Below are 14,624 nucleotides of genomic sequence, written 5' to 3'. Positions count from 1 at the left end.
ATTATGCGTCAGCAGTTTGCTCTGCTTGCGCAGCTCGTTGTTGCATGTACTGAGAAAACAATGCATCAAAGTTAACTGGTGCAAGGTTTAATTGTGGGAAAGTACCACGGTTTACAAGAGCAGCTACGGCTTCACGCGCATACGGGAACAAAATGTTAGGGCAATAAGCACCTAGCATATGTGCCATTTGTAGCTCTTCTAATTCAGCGATAGAGAAAATGCCCGCTTGTTGAATTTCACATAAAAATGCCGTTTCTTCACCAATCGTTGCTGTCACAGTCAGTGCAAGAACAACTTCATATACATTTTCATCAAGCTTGTTTGAACGTGTGTCCATATCTAGCTTGATCTCAGGAGTCCACTCTTTTTGGAAGATAGCTGGAGAGTTAGGCGTTTCAAACGATACATCTTTAGTAAAGATACGTTGAATATTAAATTGTGCGCCTTCTTGTTGCTCTGCCGCTGCGTTTTGATTTTGTTCAGTCATGAGTGTTCCTAAATTAAATTTTTTGTTTGTATAATTATGCTGTTAGCAAGGTATCAAGTTTACCTTGAGCTTCTGTGGCCATAAGATCATCACAGCCACCAATATGCTTATCATTGATAAAAATTTGCGGTACAGTATATGCTCCATTCGCTTTATCAATCATTTCATCACGTAGCTCAGGTTGAACACCAATATCATACTCTGTATATGTGACACCTTTTGCATCAAACAATGCTTTGGCACGATGACAAAATGGGCAGTAATCTTTACTGTATATAACAACCTGGCTCATTGAATTCTCTCTTTATTTTCCTGATGTAGTCGGCAAGCCTGCATTTTGCCAAGCTCCCATACCACCATTTAATACGTAAACCTGCTCAAATCCAGCTTTATGCATGGTATTTGCGATGCCAGAAGCAGTCATACCTGTGGTACATACCAATATAATGGGTTTGCTTTTGAGTTTTTCAAGGCCAACAAATTCACTTTGTTTTGCCTTTTCAGCACTTAAATGCTTTGCGCCGGCAATTTGTCCCGCATTAAACTCTTTAATCGCCCTAATATCAACAACCTGACCTTCTTCACGATTAACCAATAGCGTTAGTTGCTGAGGATTAATTTGTCTAATTGCAGAAAACTTACTTTTAATAAAGCTGCTTACTATCATTGCGACTATCGCCAACCAAATAATACTTAATACAGCATGATTGCCAATAAATTCAATATATTGTTCCATGAACCTTCCAACTTTAGTCTCGCAGCAAAGCGCAGCGATTACGTATGATTTTTAATAACCCCGAAGTATACATTTTGCGATCACTTGGGTATAGCCCTTTATTAACTCGACCATAAACAAATCAAAACTCAAACTGGGTGAGCATCAGTAAACTTATTATTTAATCCTTCACAACGTGAGCATAAATCATCGCTCACGGGCTGAACATTGATGTAAAACAAGGTATGCTAGACCCAGACATCGTGCCATATTTCAGGAGCTCAAATGACTGCACAGAAAAAACCACTTGTTCTAATGATTTTAGATGGTTGGGGTTACAGAGAAGAAACAGAAAGTAACGCAATTTTAGCCGCAAATACTCCGGTATTAGATGAACTATGGCAAACCCAACCTCATACACTTATTTCAGGTTCAGGTTTAGATGTGGGGTTACCTGATGGACAAATGGGTAATTCAGAAGTGGGTCATGTCAATTTAGGCGCCGGACGTATCGTTTACCAAGATTTTACCCGTATTACTAAAGCCATTGATGATGGTGAATTTGAGCATAACCCCGTGCTTGTGTCTAATATTGATAAAGCGGTCGCGGCAAATAAAGCCGTTCACTTAATGGGCTTATTGAGCCCTGGTGGCGTGCATAGTCATGAAGATCATATCGTCGCTGCTATCAAATTGGCAGCACAACGAGGTGCACAACACGTGTACTTTCACGCATTTTTAGACGGGCGTGATACACCACCTCGCAGTGCTGCAGCTTCTATTGAACGTGTTGAGGCCACGTTTGCATCGTTACAATGTGGCCGATTAGCATCTGTAGTAGGCCGTTACTATGCCATGGACAGGGATAACCGTTGGGAACGAGTCGAAACAGCCTATGACCTTATCGTTGATGCCCAAGCACAGCATCACTATAACTCAGGTATAGATGCATTAAATGCAGCGTATGAACGTGATGAGAACGATGAATTTGTCACTGCATCTGCCATCCAACCACAAAACGCCTCAGCTGCAACCATTAACGATGGTGATACCGTTATTTTTATGAACTTCAGAGCTGACAGAGCGCGTCAAATGACACGGGCATTTGTCGATGACGGGTTTATAGGCTTTGCTAAAAAACGAGCGCCTGAGTTAAGTGCATTTGTGATGATGACTGAATACGCTGCAGACATTGATGCGCCCGCTGCATTTGCACCTGAAGCACTCAACAATGTGCTGGGGGAGTGGCTTGCTAAGCATAATAAAACTCAACTGAGAATTTCTGAAACCGAAAAATACGCACACGTTACTTTCTTTTTCAGCGGTGGACGCGAAGACCTATTTGAAGGTGAGAAACGAGAACTTATTCCTTCACCTCAGGTAGCAACTTATGACCTGCAACCTGAGATGAACTCCGAACTACTCACTGACACTTTAGTTGCAGCAATTCATAGTGGTGAACATGATGTGATAATCTGCAATTATCCAAATGGTGATATGGTTGGTCACTCAGGCGTATTTGAAGCAGCTGTACAGGCCTGTGAAGCAGTAGATGCCTGTATTGGCCGTGTCGTTGCTGCACTTAAAGAGGTGGGTGGTGAAGCACTGATCACCGCCGATCACGGTAATGCAGAGCAAATGGCTAATCCGGCAACAGGACAAGCGCATACCGCCCATACCAGCGAACCGGTTCCCTTTATTTATGTTGGCCGTGACGCACAACCGCACTCAGGTAAAGCGCTCAGTGACGTTGCCCCCACCATTTTGCATTTAATTGGTATGGAGCAACCTGCAGAAATGACCGGTACTCCTATTATGACGATAAAATAACTATGCACATCACCTTGATCAGGTGTGTTTTGTTTATATGTTCATTGACCGCAACCTATGTTGCGGCCAATGAGTCTCGTACTAAACAAGACTTAACCGAAGTACAAAAAGAGCTAAAAAAAAGCCAAAAAACTTACCAACAGCAACAAAAAAATATCACCGCGTTACAAAGTACGGTAAAAGCACACGAACTGGATATTGCCAAAAATGCTAAAGCATTGTCATTGACTCAACAAAGTATCAATGAAAATCAACAACAACAATATGCCTTGCTCAATGAGTCGAAAAGACTTAACAAGCAAAAGCAAAAGCTGCAAGGCTTACTCGCGTCTCAACTAAAAAGTGCCTATATGACCGGTACTCATGACTATTCAAAAATGCTGCTCAACCAAGAATTAAGTGCAACCTTTGAGCGCACCTTGAGTTATTATGATTACTTCAACAAAGCGAGAATTTCACAACTTGAGCGTTTAAAAATGGTTGTGGCAAACTTGGCTGAAAATCAAAACAAACTGGCGCGAACACAAAATAAATTGGCCAAACTACTTACGCAGCAAACTTCACGAAGAAACGCATTAGCCGCTTTGCAAAAGCAACGTAAAGAGAGTTTGGCCGCACTTAATAAAACACTTGGCAAAACACAACAAGCAATCTCATATTTAAAAGAAAATGAGAAAACACTGCTCGCGACATTAGAAAATTTAACCAAGATAGAAGTGCCAGAAAAAATTACCCTCAATGGCCTAGCGCAACAAAAGGGTCAATTGCTCTTTCCTAGCAAGGGCCGCATAAAGCACCGCTTTGGACAACGCAAACATGCCGGTATGAACTGGAAAGGCATTGTCATTAAATCCCCTGCTGGGCAACCAGTAAATAGTATTGATCAAGGTCAGGTTGTTTATGCAGATTGGCTTAATGGTTTTGGCTGGGTCATCGTCGTTGATCATGGAAAAGGCTTTATGAGCCTATATGGTCATGCACAAACCTTATTAAAAGATGTCGGGGACCTAGTCTCTGACGGTGAACCTATCGCATTAGTCGGGCAAAGCGGCGGTCAGCCTAGTTCTGGTCTATACTTTGAAATACGGCATAAGGGAAGCGCTGTCGACCCAGTAAAATGGTGCAGAGCAAGTTAATTGATTAACTGTGCTGCCCAAGACATTGGAGCAGCACATGATAAAGAAACACCTATTTTTAGCGCATGTTCAACATGTAACCCACCAATGGCAGACGTTCTGCTGTGTGATATTGCTTGGGCTCGCCTTTCACATGCACAATGCGGCAGCCACGGCCCAGTTTGATAACGAACAAATTAACGAAATTGTTTATCACATACATACTTATTATGTGGAAGACATCCCACTCAGTCATATTCAATCGAATAATATTAACACCCTATTTGATCAATTAGACTCTTACTCCAAATACTTACCAGAGCACGAGTTAGATGCCATTTTTAGTGCTGCAAATGGTCGCTACACTGGGATTGGTATCGAAGTTGAGCGCGTTGATGACCGCATTGTAATTGTGAATACATTACCAGGCTCGCCTGCCGCACAAGCTGGCATAGAAGGAGGTGACAAGCTTGTCGCAATAGGGCCTGATGATGTAACGACTAAGGATATCGCTCATGTTTCTAAACTACTTAGAAACGCGGAATTTGCAACGATTAATATTACCGTCGAGCGTGCTAAAACTAACCTTACATTAGCCTTACGCAGGCAAGAAATTAATCTGGAAAGCGTGAATAGCCAGCTATTAAGAAGCGGTAATGGGTATATCGAGTTAAACAGTTTTAATAACCATAGCTATCATGACATTTCTCGGCATATCAATAAATTGATCAGTAAAAATGGTTCGCCATTAACAGGGCTTGTCCTCGACCTCAGAGACAATCCAGGAGGGACACTCAGTAGTGCGGTGGCAATTTCAGATCTTTTCTTGCAGGCAGGGACTATCGTGACCACTAAAGGCCGCTTCTTCGATGCAAACCAACGTTTCACAGCGCAAAGTGGTGATATTCTAAATGGCGCCCCAATCGTAGTGCTGATCAATGAACAATCCGCATCAGCTGCAGAAATATTGGCGGGTGCATTGCAAGACAATGAACGCGCCTTGATCATAGGTAAACAATCTTATGGGAAAGGCTCTGTTCAATCTCTCATTCCCTTGGGGAATGGGACGACTGCGTTAAAACTCACAACCGCACGTTACTTCACGCCATCAGGGCGATCAATTGAAGGGGTGGGTATAAAACCAGACGTGATAATAACGCCGCAAAACCTTTCGAATTTAGACAAATCCGTTATAATGACTGATGAACAAACGACCAATCTCGCAATATTGGCCAAGCTTGATTCACATATAGTAACAGCGAAAAAGCGACTCAAAAAATAATAACTATTTTATAAAAACAATGAATAAGTAGGAACCGTGCTGCGGACACTAATTTGGGGAGTACTCTGGTTTTGCTTGGCACTCGCACCTTGCTATGCAAAACAAATTGCCATTGTTATTGATGACGTTGGTAATCATGAGCGTGATCTTGAACTTCTGAACCTTCCAGGGCAGTTGTCTTTTTCGATCTTGCCACACACCCCTTATTCACAGTCGTTCGCTCGACTTGCGAGTCAAGAAAACAAAGAATTACTCCTGCATGTCCCTATGCAAGCAATCGAAAGCAAGGAGCTCGGCCCCGGCGCGCTAACATTAGACATGAACAAATGGCAATTACAAACCACATTAGGGCATGCGTTAGCAACACTCCCCCAAGTTAAAGGAGTGAACAACCATATGGGCTCTGCCCTCACCCAATACATCACCCCGATGGTCTGGACCATGGAGATCTTGAAAAAACGCGACTTATTTTTTCTTGATAGTCGCACGACTGAACAAACTCAAGCACAACATGCAGCCAACTTATTTGGCGTAAGAAATATCGGGCGGCATGTCTTTTTAGACAATGTACTCACGCAAGCAGCGCTTGAAGCCCAGTTAACAGCACTTAAAACGCTTGCTGAACACCAGCATGGGGTTATCGCAATTGCGCACCCTTACCCAGAAACGGTTAAATTTTTACACAAAATGCTACCGGAGTTAATTGAGCAGGGGTATGAATTAGTTCCCGTCTCAGAGCTAGTTCAGCACAAATATATCCAACTGGCTCAACAGCAAAGTCATCTCTTCACACAAGTACCCGCCAGAGATTAACGCTCCCTGCCTCGGGTAAGGCGAAATTACACCTATCGACATCATTTAACATTTTTATTGATATCAGTCAGGTGTTCGGTATTTTTTTATACAAAACAAACTCAGTTCGGTTATAACTAAATACTCCAGCAGAAATTTAGGTAGTGAGATGTTACATACAGTTGCGGATTTAATGACTCCAAACCCATTTAGTGTGAAACAAGATCAGTCTTTACGTGATGCACATGACTTAATGCGTACTAAGGGCATTCGCCATATTCCCGTCGTTGACCACCAAGGAGCCCTATGCGGTATGCTTACTCAAAAAGTCATGGTGGCAGAAGTCATGCGTATTTTGGCTAACTACGGCCCAAATGCATTAGAGAGAAAAGAAAAACACACCACAGTCACTGAGATCATGGCAACCGACTTTACCAGCCTCACTCCCGAACAAAGTTTAAGTGATGTGGCCCAATTTTTTGTCGATAACCGACATGGGTGCATGCCTGTGATCAATAGAGACAATACCTTGTTAGGAATTTTAACGTCTTCCGATTTTGTCAGGCTAGCTGCGGCTTTGCTGTCTTAACCCTGTCGAAAAGTTCCATTATTTTGGCAAAAAAAGCATGCCTGAGCATGCTTTTTTAACTTAAAACCTTTTATTTAATTAGGCTTTTTCTTGTAATGTACGTGCAATAGTACGCATACCTAATGTTGTTGCACCTGCCGACCATTGACTGCCCGCATTATTTTGGAATGCCGCAGCTAAATCAATATGAACCCAACCTTGCCCTTCATTTGGTACAAAGCGCGCTAAGAAACCTGCCGCATTCGATGCGCCACCAAAGCCGCCACCTTTTTGTGCCCTGCTATTTGCTGTATCAGCATACGGCGATGGGCAGTTGTTTTTATGCCAAGGCTCAAGCGGTAATGGCCACGCGGCTTCAAATTCATCGCTCGCAAACTGTTGCACGTCGTTCACAAGTGCTTTATCTAAGCCAAACAGCGCGTTATATTCTTGGCCAACGGCCACTAATGCCGCACCAGTCAAGGTTGCTGCATCAATGATTAATTCAGCGCCCGTTTCACCCGCCGCCATTAAGCCATCAGCTAATACCAAACGCCCCTCAGCATCCGTGTTAACAATCTCAACGGTCGTGCCATTTTTATATGTTAAAATGTCACCCAGCTTATAAGCATGGCCAGAAATTAAGTTTTCTGCACAGCATAAGAAAAGCTTAATACGTTTTTTCATACCGCGCTGAATTGCCAGAGCGAGGCCTGCAGTAACGGTTGCCGCGCCACCCATATCGCACTTCATACCCAGCATGCCTTCACTCGATTTAATTGAGTAGCCACCTGAATCGAATGTGATCCCTTTACCCACTAGAGCTGCACTCACTGGTGCATTAGCATCTCCCGTCGGGTTGTAATCTAGCTCAAGCAACACTGGTGGGCGCTCACTGCCACGGCCTACTTCGTGAATACCAATCCACTGCTGTTCAAGCAATGCGTTACCTTTGATAATTTGATAGCTGACATGCTCAGGTGCAAGTGATTGGATAAACTCGGCAGCATTTCCCGCTAAGCTTTCTGGGTAAACATCTTCCGCGGTACCATTGATCATACTGCGCGCCCATGAAGCTGCTGTTTGCAAAGCAGCTAATTCCGTCAAATCTGACTGAGCATTCTCAAAAAATGTAACACCGGCCAGTTGTTTCGGGCTCACAAAGCCTTGATAAAATGCCCACTGTGATTCAGTGCACCAAGTGTCTCCTGATAAAGAAACGCTTTTTATCCCTTGCTGTGCGATGCTACGCGCCGCTTTTTGAATGTTTTTTAAAGTCTCATTTTCTTGTAAATGGATAGTCGCGCCATCTTCAGAAAATGATAGCCCTGTACCTTGGCCCCAATGAGATGCGGCAGCTTGTTCACTTAAACGAACAATAAATTTATCAGACATTTTATCTTAACCTTTGCGCTTATATTATAAGACTCAGTGTACACTAGGGTTTTGTATCACCCAACTGACTTGCGATTAAACCATGAAATTTTCAAGCGCATTAAACGAAGCGCAATTAATTAAACGATATAAACGATTTTTGGTCGATTTAGTCGAAGCCGACGGCGCTGAGTTCACCGTGCATTGCGCAAATACGGGCAAAATGACAGGCTGTGCTGACTCTGGTTTCAAAGCTTTTTACTCCACCAGTAAAAATACCAAGCGAAAATACCCTCACTCTCTCGAGCTCACGCAAAACACGCTCAATCACCTAATTTGTGTCAATACCAATCATGCGAATAAGGTCGCTATTGAAGCATTGAAAATGCACCAAATACCCGAACTTTTAGATTATGAGATACATCAAAGTGAAGTGAAATATGGCAAAGAAAACAGTCGTATAGATATACTTTTACGCGACCCTAATCGAGCTGACTGCTACATCGAAGTTAAATCTGTCACATTACTAGACCAGCAACAAGGGTACTTTCCCGACACGCAAACCCTCAGAGGTCAAAAGCATCTAAGAGAGTTAATACAGATGAAACTACAAGGCCATCGCGCAGTACTTTTATTTATGGTTATGCACACCGGCATAGAATCCGTTAAGCCTGCTGCACATATAGACCATGAATATGCTAAACTGCTTGTTAAAGCTAAAGAAATGGGTGTGGAAATTTACGCGTATAACACCACGATCAGTTTTGAAGAGATAAAAATAAAACACCGTGTACCGGTATTAATGGCTTGAATTTTAAAAAACCACCCCCATATCGCTGCTCATTAGAATTTAACCTCTATGACTGATTCTTACCCACTCAAGCATTAATTTGTGAGACAAAGTGTTTGCTAAGGGTGTGAGATTCTGCTATTTATAGCCGCCGGCGTTAGCTGGGGTATTGTGTTAAGGATTTAGGAGAATGCTATGCCAGACCAAAAGAAACTAGGGTTGTTGGCTCAAGCCGGTTTACAACCATATCAGGAAAAACCAGGCGAAGAATACATGAATGACGCACAACGTGCGCATTTTAAAGCAATATTAGATGCATGGCGTAAAGATCTTAGAAATGAAGTAGATCGTACAAAAACGCACATGCAAGATGAAGCAGCAAACTTTCCAGATCCTGTAGACCGTGCAGCACAAGAGGAAGAGTTTTCTTTAGAACTACGTACGCGAGATCGTGAACGTAAACTTATTAAGAAAATAGAAAAAACACTGCAACTGATTGAAGACGATGATTTCGGCTTCTGTGAGTCTTGTGGTATTGAAATCGGGATCCGTCGCTTAGAGGCACGCCCAACCGCTGATTTGTGTGTTGATTGTAAAACACTGGCCGAAATTAAAGAAAAACAAAACGGTAGAGGTTAAACTCTGCCATTTATGCTTACCCCAGCATTATCAACCGAAGGGAGCTATCGTGGCCGGTTTGCTCCTTCGCCATCTGGACCACTTCATTTTGGCTCATTAGTGGCCGCACTCGCCAGTTACCTTGCAGCAAAACAGCAAAATGGAAAATGGCTTGTTCGCATGGAAGATATTGACACCCCCAGAATGCTCAAAGGAGCTGATAGCCACATTTTACATACGTTAGAAGCGTTTGGCTTGCATTGGGATGAACAGGTTATCTATCAGAGCTTGCGACATGACTACTACAACCATGTACTCAGTGAATTACAGCAGCAAAGTTTAATTTACCCCTGTGTTTGCACCCGCAAAGAAATAAAACGCAGTGGGGGATTATACTCGAACCATTGCAGAGCGTTACAACACCCTGCTGAAGGTAATGCACTGCGTCTAAAACAACATCACCCTGTATTGCAATTTACAGATATGATCCAAGGTCAAGTCAATACCTCATCATCGTTGGCACATGAAGATTATATTGTAAAACGCCGTGATGGGTTGCACGCTTACCAGCTTGTTGTTGTACTTGACGACATCGCACAAAACATTAATCACATTGTGCGTGGTGCTGATTTACTTGAGCCCACGGCTCGGCAACTTGGTTTATTCCAACAACTTAATAAACCGGCTCCACATTATGCACACGTGCCAGTCATTGTTACCGAACCAGGTCTGAAGTTATCAAAGCAAAACCATGCACCAGCTATTGACAGAAGTACACCTCAACCAACCCTATGCAGCGCACTGGATTATTTAGGACTATCAGTGCCAAAAGAGATTGCACACAATCGCGCTGAGGATATTTTAAACTGGGCGCTAGAGCACTTTAATTTACAGGCTATCCCGTCTGTTAGTGAGCTACAACTCCACGAATGTTCCTAATCTAAGATTATTTATCGCCTGTAACTTAATTTTTTTACTTGACTGGTATATCATAGCGAGCCTTATAAAATCGCCTACACTATAAGCGATTGGCAGCAAGTACTTTGGGTCCCTGATTAACCGCTCATAAATAAAGCAGTTAGCTAAAATACACTGGGTCTGATATTTAGTCGAAACATGCATTGGTATGAGTTTTTAGGAGACAGGTTATTATTTCTAAGCTATTAAAATTTTGCAGACAGCTGGTCAATGGTGAGAAAGCATCATCAGAACTTGTCGCTTGTGCTGAGCCTCAAGTAATCCCACGTAGTGAGCACAGTATATCTCGCAAACACTTTAGCCCTAATGCTATTAAGGTGCTGTATCGCTTAAAAGACGGTGGGTATGACGCCTATTTAGTCGGTGGATGTATTCGCGACATTCTACTGGGCGTTGAACCAAAAGACTTTGATGTTGTAACCAACGCAACACCAGAACAAATTAAAAAGCTATTTCGTAACTGCCGTCTGATTGGTCGCCGCTTTCGCCTAGCTCACATTGTATTTGGTCGTGAAATTATTGAAGTCGCGACGATGCGTGGACACCACGAAGCCAGTGCAGATAAAAATCAAACAAGTCAGTCAAGTGAACACGGTCAACTGCTGCGTGATAACGTCTATGGTTCAATTGAGGAAGACGCTGAGCGCCGCGACTTCTCTATTAATGCACTTTACTACTCTATTAAAGATTTTACCATCCATGATTTTGCCAATGGTATGGACGCAATTGCGAATCGCAAAATAGAATTAATTGGCGATCCAGAAACGCGCTACCGTGAAGATCCCGTGCGTATGCTTCGAGCAGTGAGGTTTGCAACAAAATTAGATATGGAAATTGCACAGCCTACTAAAGACCCTATTTATGAGCTATCCGAACTATTATCACACATTCCTGCAGCGCGTTTATTTGAAGAGACCCTCAAATTATTCTTAAACGGAAAAGCGCAAGAGAATTATCACTTACTGCGTGAATTTGGCTTATTCAAGCAGCTATTTCCAGCACTGGACGACATCATTGAAAACAGTGAAACCGGCTTTGAGACTAAATTTATAGCGCAAATGTTTGCTAACACGGATAAGCGAATTAATGCCGAGAAAAAAGTAACACCGGCCTTCGTTTATGCCGCGTTATTGTGGTTCCCGCTATTAAAACGCAGTGAGCAACTACAAAAAGAAAATATGCCGTTATTTGATGCATATGCTCAAGCAATGAACCATGTGTTAAGCGAAAATGCGCAACATGTCGCGGTGCCAAAACGCTTTACGTTAGGTGCCCGTGATATTTGGCATATCCAACTACGTTTAGATAAGCGCGCAGGACAAAGAGCTTATCGATTAAGCCAACAACCTCGCTTTAAAGCCGCTTATGACTTCTTACTATTACGTGTTGAAAGTGGCGAGCAAGAACAAGCTGACCTTGCACAGTGGTGGACTGAGTATCTACAACAAGATGTAAACGGCCAAAAAGACATGGTCAAAGGGTTAGGGCATGGTGACTCAAATAAACCTCGTCGCCGTTTTCGCCGTAAACCGAAAAAAAAACCGAGTGAATCATGAACACTGTCTTCATAGGCTTAGGGGCAAACTTAGATGATCCGATAGCGCAGCTACACAATGCGGTTGGTGCACTAAGAAGCTTGGCTCAGTGTCAACTAATAACAGTGTCTAAGTTTTATGCATCTAAACCTATGGGCCCACAAGATCAGCCTGATTATGTTAATGCAGTTGCGAAGTTAAGCACCTCACTTGCGCCTGAGGCTTTGTTAGACTCATTACAAAAAATAGAGCTTGAACAAGGTCGACAACGAAAAAGTGAACGTTGGGGTCCTAGAACGCTCGATTTAGATATTTTGTTATTTGCGAATGATATTATAAATACACCGCGATTAGTGGTTCCTCACTATGGTTTATGCCAGCGTGAATTTGTGGTTTATCCCTTATTAGAGCTAGAACCAGAGCTCATTCTACCTGACGGTAGAACATTGCAAAGCATCAGTAACAATGTGGCATTAAATAACCTAATACCACTTAACTAATAAAAACGACTTCCGTATTGAAAAGGAAATGGCATGCCTAAAATAACTGTATCGACCTTAGCAAAAATGAAGCTAGAGCAAACAAAAATTACGGCACTAACAGCCTATGATGCTAGCTTTGCAAAGTTATTTCATGACAATGGTATCGACATTGTCTTAGTGGGTGATTCACTGGGTATGGTACTACAAGGCGGCGATGATACATTAGCGGTTACCACTGATGAAATTGCCTACCATACTCGCTGCGTACGCGCTGGCAGCAAAGACTTATTTGTTGTTGCTGATATGCCCTTTATGAGTTATGCAAATCCACAGCAAAGCTGTGAAAATGCTGCAAAATTGATGCGTTCTGGTGCCAACATGGTAAAAGTTGAAGGTGGCAAATGGCTCCATGAAAGTATTCAAGCACTCACCCAGCAAGGGATCCCCGTTTGTGGTCATTTAGGTCTTACACCACAATCTGTGCATGTATTCGGTGGATTCAAAATCCAAGGTAGGGAACAAGAACAAGCTGATATAATGGTCGCGGATGCCCAAGCACTAGAACGTGCCGGTGCACAGCTTCTGGTTATTGAGTGTATTCCATCAGCATTGGCTAAGCGTATTACCGAAGGAGTCAATATTCCCGTCATTGGCATTGGTGCAGGTAAAGATACCGATGGACAGATCCTGGTCATGCATGACTTAGTGGGCATATCTGCAGGATATATCCCTAAATTTTCTAAAAATTACTTAGCTGAAAGCGGTAATATGCCTGATGCAGTTAAAAATTATTGTTCAGACGTTAAATCTGGCGCATTTCCAACTTCCGAGCATGAGTTTAATTAATGCAGTCAACCTCAGAAATTAAATCACTAAGAGGCCAAATCAAAGCCTGGCGACAACAAGGGTTAAGCATTGCATTTGTACCAACTATGGGAAATTTGCATCTAGGCCATTTTTCATTGGTCGAAAAAGCAAAAACACTTGCCGATAAAGTCGTAGTGAGTATTTTTGTTAATCCTATGCAATTTGGTGCTAATGAAGATTTAGATAACTACCCTCGCACCCTAAGTGAAGACAAAAACGGCCTAGCCGAGCTGGGTACTGACATGGTATTTACCCCTACCGTTGAGTCTATTTATCCAAATGGGCTGACTGCACAAAGCTATGTAGATGTGCCTGATATTTCACTTGGCTATTGCGGTGGCAAAAGGCCGGGTCACTTTAAAGGCGTAGCAACCGTGGTTACTAAGCTATTTAATATGGTTCAGCCTGACTTTGCTTGTTTTGGCGAAAAAGACTACCAACAACTGCAAGTGATCCGCACCATGGTGCGTGACTTATCAATGCCTATCGAAATAATTGGTATTGCAACACAACGAGAGTATTCAGGGCTCGCTATGAGCTCTCGTAATGGTTATTTAAGCGATAGTGAAAAAGATACCGCAAAGGCGCTATATCGCACGCTCACAGAAGCAGCAGATAAACTCAAAGAAGGTAATACTGATTTTACTTTAATAGAAAACCAAGCAAAGGCAACCTTACAAAAGCAAGGGTTACAGCCTGATTACTTTGCTATTGCAAACAATAATACATTAAAGCCTGCTACACTTGATGATGATCACTTTGTGATCTTAGCTGCCGCCTTTTTAGGATCAGTGAGATTAATAGATAACTTACAAGTGTCAATCTAGAAGGAAGTAAGATGAAATTCGGACTGCCACTCTGTGTAATCGTATTATTAAGCGCTTGTCAGAATTACAACTCTGCGGAATTGAATCACTGCGCTCAACAAAACTATCAATGTGAAAGCAGTTGTAAGCAAAGTAACACCCCAGGAACTATGTCGCATGATATATGTGATAGCGAATGTATTGATTCTTTCAATCAATGCAAAGCTCAAGTCGAAAAGCTAACAAAGAATAGTAATCCAAAATATCAGTAATAACCTGTTAAGTATAAAGTCGATACTGACCGTAACATAGTCATAAAAATACTACTTTTATTGGTGTCGACTTCTAAAAATCAGTTTTTGGTAGTCGTCATTTTTTAAAATTA

Annotated in this window: 16 protein-coding genes; 12 read left to right on the top strand and 4 right to left on the bottom strand. The window is 42.4% G+C overall.

Translation table 11 applies throughout. The annotated features are described in order from the left end of the window. Position 1: 1 nt before the first annotated feature. The 3 genes from secB to CWC18_RS14400 are packed head-to-tail and all read right to left on the bottom strand — an operon-like array spanning position 2 to position 1,223. The gene (gene secB, locus CWC18_RS14410) at positions 2 to 487 is read right to left on the bottom strand and encodes a protein-export chaperone SecB (RefSeq protein WP_138591653.1); all 486 of its coding nucleotides are present in this window, start codon (positions 485 to 487) and stop codon (positions 2 to 4) included. Between the two features lie 34 nt (positions 488 to 521). Then, positions 522 to 779 carry a glutaredoxin 3 gene (gene grxC / locus CWC18_RS14405; protein WP_010362429.1) on the bottom strand — a complete coding sequence of 86 codons (258 nt, stop codon included), beginning with the start codon at positions 777 to 779 and terminating at the stop codon, positions 522 to 524. Positions 780 to 791: 12 nt separating this feature from the next. After that, complete coding sequence (locus CWC18_RS14400; RefSeq protein ID WP_119861133.1) at positions 792 to 1,223, bottom strand: rhodanese-like domain-containing protein; 432 nt, start codon at positions 1,221 to 1,223, stop codon at positions 792 to 794. A 264-nt stretch (positions 1,224 to 1,487) separates the two neighbouring features. Between CWC18_RS14400 and gpmM the strand changes: the two genes are divergently transcribed. The 5 genes from gpmM to CWC18_RS14375 all read left to right on the top strand — a co-directional run bounded on the left by gpmM (position 1,488) and on the right by CWC18_RS14375 (position 6,810). Then, positions 1,488 to 3,032, top strand: coding sequence for a 2,3-bisphosphoglycerate-independent phosphoglycerate mutase (gene gpmM / locus CWC18_RS14395; protein ID WP_138675526.1), 1,545 nt, complete (start codon positions 1,488 to 1,490; stop codon positions 3,030 to 3,032). 2 nt (positions 3,033 to 3,034) lie between these two features. Continuing rightward, complete coding sequence (locus CWC18_RS14390) at positions 3,035 to 4,168, top strand: peptidoglycan DD-metalloendopeptidase family protein (protein WP_171041118.1); 1,134 nt, start codon at positions 3,035 to 3,037, stop codon at positions 4,166 to 4,168. Between the two features lie 37 nt (positions 4,169 to 4,205). Further along, positions 4,206 to 5,429 carry a S41 family peptidase gene (locus CWC18_RS14385; RefSeq protein ID WP_138675525.1) on the top strand — a complete coding sequence of 408 codons (1,224 nt, stop codon included), beginning with the start codon at positions 4,206 to 4,208 and terminating at the stop codon, positions 5,427 to 5,429. Between the two features lie 39 nt (positions 5,430 to 5,468). Continuing rightward, the gene (locus tag CWC18_RS14380; RefSeq protein WP_249930140.1) at positions 5,469 to 6,242 is read left to right on the top strand and encodes a divergent polysaccharide deacetylase family protein; all 774 of its coding nucleotides are present in this window, start codon (positions 5,469 to 5,471) and stop codon (positions 6,240 to 6,242) included. 148 nt (positions 6,243 to 6,390) lie between these two features. Continuing rightward, positions 6,391 to 6,810: a CBS domain-containing protein gene (locus CWC18_RS14375; RefSeq protein WP_138596555.1), complete on the top strand. Its 420-nt coding sequence runs from the start codon at positions 6,391 to 6,393 to the stop codon at positions 6,808 to 6,810. A gap of 78 nt (positions 6,811 to 6,888) precedes the next feature. On the opposite strand, the gene pepB is transcribed toward CWC18_RS14375, so the two are convergent. After that, positions 6,889 to 8,184: an aminopeptidase PepB gene (gene pepB / locus CWC18_RS14370; RefSeq protein ID WP_138675524.1), complete on the bottom strand. Its 1,296-nt coding sequence runs from the start codon at positions 8,182 to 8,184 to the stop codon at positions 6,889 to 6,891. An 82-nt stretch (positions 8,185 to 8,266) separates the two neighbouring features. On the opposite strand from pepB, the gene sfsA reads away from it, so the two are divergent. The 7 genes from sfsA to panC all read left to right on the top strand — a co-directional run bounded on the left by sfsA (position 8,267) and on the right by panC (position 14,260). Further along, positions 8,267 to 8,974 (top strand): DNA/RNA nuclease SfsA, encoded by a 708-nt coding sequence (gene sfsA, locus CWC18_RS14365; protein WP_138675523.1) that lies wholly within the window; start codon positions 8,267 to 8,269, stop codon positions 8,972 to 8,974. A gap of 174 nt (positions 8,975 to 9,148) precedes the next feature. Further along, positions 9,149 to 9,592: an RNA polymerase-binding protein DksA gene (gene dksA, locus CWC18_RS14360; RefSeq protein ID WP_119861127.1), complete on the top strand. Its 444-nt coding sequence runs from the start codon at positions 9,149 to 9,151 to the stop codon at positions 9,590 to 9,592. 12 nt (positions 9,593 to 9,604) lie between these two features. After that, positions 9,605 to 10,510: a tRNA glutamyl-Q(34) synthetase GluQRS gene (gluQRS, locus tag CWC18_RS14355; protein ID WP_138591647.1), complete on the top strand. Its 906-nt coding sequence runs from the start codon at positions 9,605 to 9,607 to the stop codon at positions 10,508 to 10,510. 242 nt (positions 10,511 to 10,752) lie between these two features. Continuing rightward, positions 10,753 to 12,105, top strand: a complete 1,353-nt coding sequence (gene pcnB / locus CWC18_RS14350; protein ID WP_138591646.1) for a polynucleotide adenylyltransferase PcnB — start codon at positions 10,753 to 10,755, stop codon at positions 12,103 to 12,105. Beyond that, the gene (gene folK, locus CWC18_RS14345; protein ID WP_138675522.1) at positions 12,102 to 12,584 is read left to right on the top strand and encodes a 2-amino-4-hydroxy-6-hydroxymethyldihydropteridine diphosphokinase; all 483 of its coding nucleotides are present in this window, start codon (positions 12,102 to 12,104) and stop codon (positions 12,582 to 12,584) included. Before pcnB ends, folK begins: the two co-directional genes overlap by 4 nt. Before the next feature lie 33 nt (positions 12,585 to 12,617). Further along, entirely contained in the window at positions 12,618 to 13,412 is a 795-nt protein-coding gene (gene panB / locus CWC18_RS14340; protein WP_138675521.1) for a 3-methyl-2-oxobutanoate hydroxymethyltransferase, read from the top strand. Continuing rightward, positions 13,412 to 14,260, top strand: coding sequence for a pantoate--beta-alanine ligase (gene panC / locus CWC18_RS14335; protein WP_138591643.1), 849 nt, complete (start codon positions 13,412 to 13,414; stop codon positions 14,258 to 14,260). The genes panB and panC overlap by 1 nt, the downstream gene beginning before the upstream one ends. Positions 14,261 to 14,624: the final 364 nt, after the last annotated feature.

Source organism: Pseudoalteromonas aurantia (assembly GCF_005886875.1).
Taxonomy (GTDB): Bacteria; Pseudomonadota; Gammaproteobacteria; order Enterobacterales; family Alteromonadaceae; genus Pseudoalteromonas; species Pseudoalteromonas aurantia_A.
The sequence above is the reverse complement of the archived record's forward strand: the minus strand, read 5'-3'. Positions and strand labels throughout refer to the sequence as shown.

Bases quoted from the DNA above. Each gene is read 5' to 3' on its own strand.
- secB (WP_138591653.1), bottom strand. From the start codon at position 487: ATGACTGAACAAAATCAAAACGCAGCGGCAGAGCAACAAGAAGGCGCA.
- grxC (WP_010362429.1), bottom strand. From the start codon at position 779: ATGAGCCAGGTTGTTATATACAGTAAAGATTACTGCCCATTTTGTCAT.
- CWC18_RS14400 (WP_119861133.1), bottom strand. From the start codon at position 1,223: ATGGAACAATATATTGAATTTATTGGCAATCATGCTGTATTAAGTATT.
- gpmM (WP_138675526.1), top strand. From the start codon at position 1,488: ATGACTGCACAGAAAAAACCACTTGTTCTAATGATTTTAGATGGTTGG.
- CWC18_RS14390 (WP_171041118.1), top strand. From the start codon at position 3,035: ATGCACATCACCTTGATCAGGTGTGTTTTGTTTATATGTTCATTGACC.
- CWC18_RS14385 (WP_138675525.1), top strand. From the start codon at position 4,206: ATGATAAAGAAACACCTATTTTTAGCGCATGTTCAACATGTAACCCAC.
- CWC18_RS14375 (WP_138596555.1), top strand. From the start codon at position 6,391: ATGTTACATACAGTTGCGGATTTAATGACTCCAAACCCATTTAGTGTG.
- pepB (WP_138675524.1), bottom strand. From the start codon at position 8,184: ATGTCTGATAAATTTATTGTTCGTTTAAGTGAACAAGCTGCCGCATCT.
- sfsA (WP_138675523.1), top strand. From the start codon at position 8,267: ATGAAATTTTCAAGCGCATTAAACGAAGCGCAATTAATTAAACGATAT.
- dksA (WP_119861127.1), top strand. From the start codon at position 9,149: ATGCCAGACCAAAAGAAACTAGGGTTGTTGGCTCAAGCCGGTTTACAA.
- gluQRS (WP_138591647.1), top strand. From the start codon at position 9,605: ATGCTTACCCCAGCATTATCAACCGAAGGGAGCTATCGTGGCCGGTTT.
- folK (WP_138675522.1), top strand. From the start codon at position 12,102: ATGAACACTGTCTTCATAGGCTTAGGGGCAAACTTAGATGATCCGATA.
- panB (WP_138675521.1), top strand. From the start codon at position 12,618: ATGCCTAAAATAACTGTATCGACCTTAGCAAAAATGAAGCTAGAGCAA.
- panC (WP_138591643.1), top strand. From the start codon at position 13,412: ATGCAGTCAACCTCAGAAATTAAATCACTAAGAGGCCAAATCAAAGCC.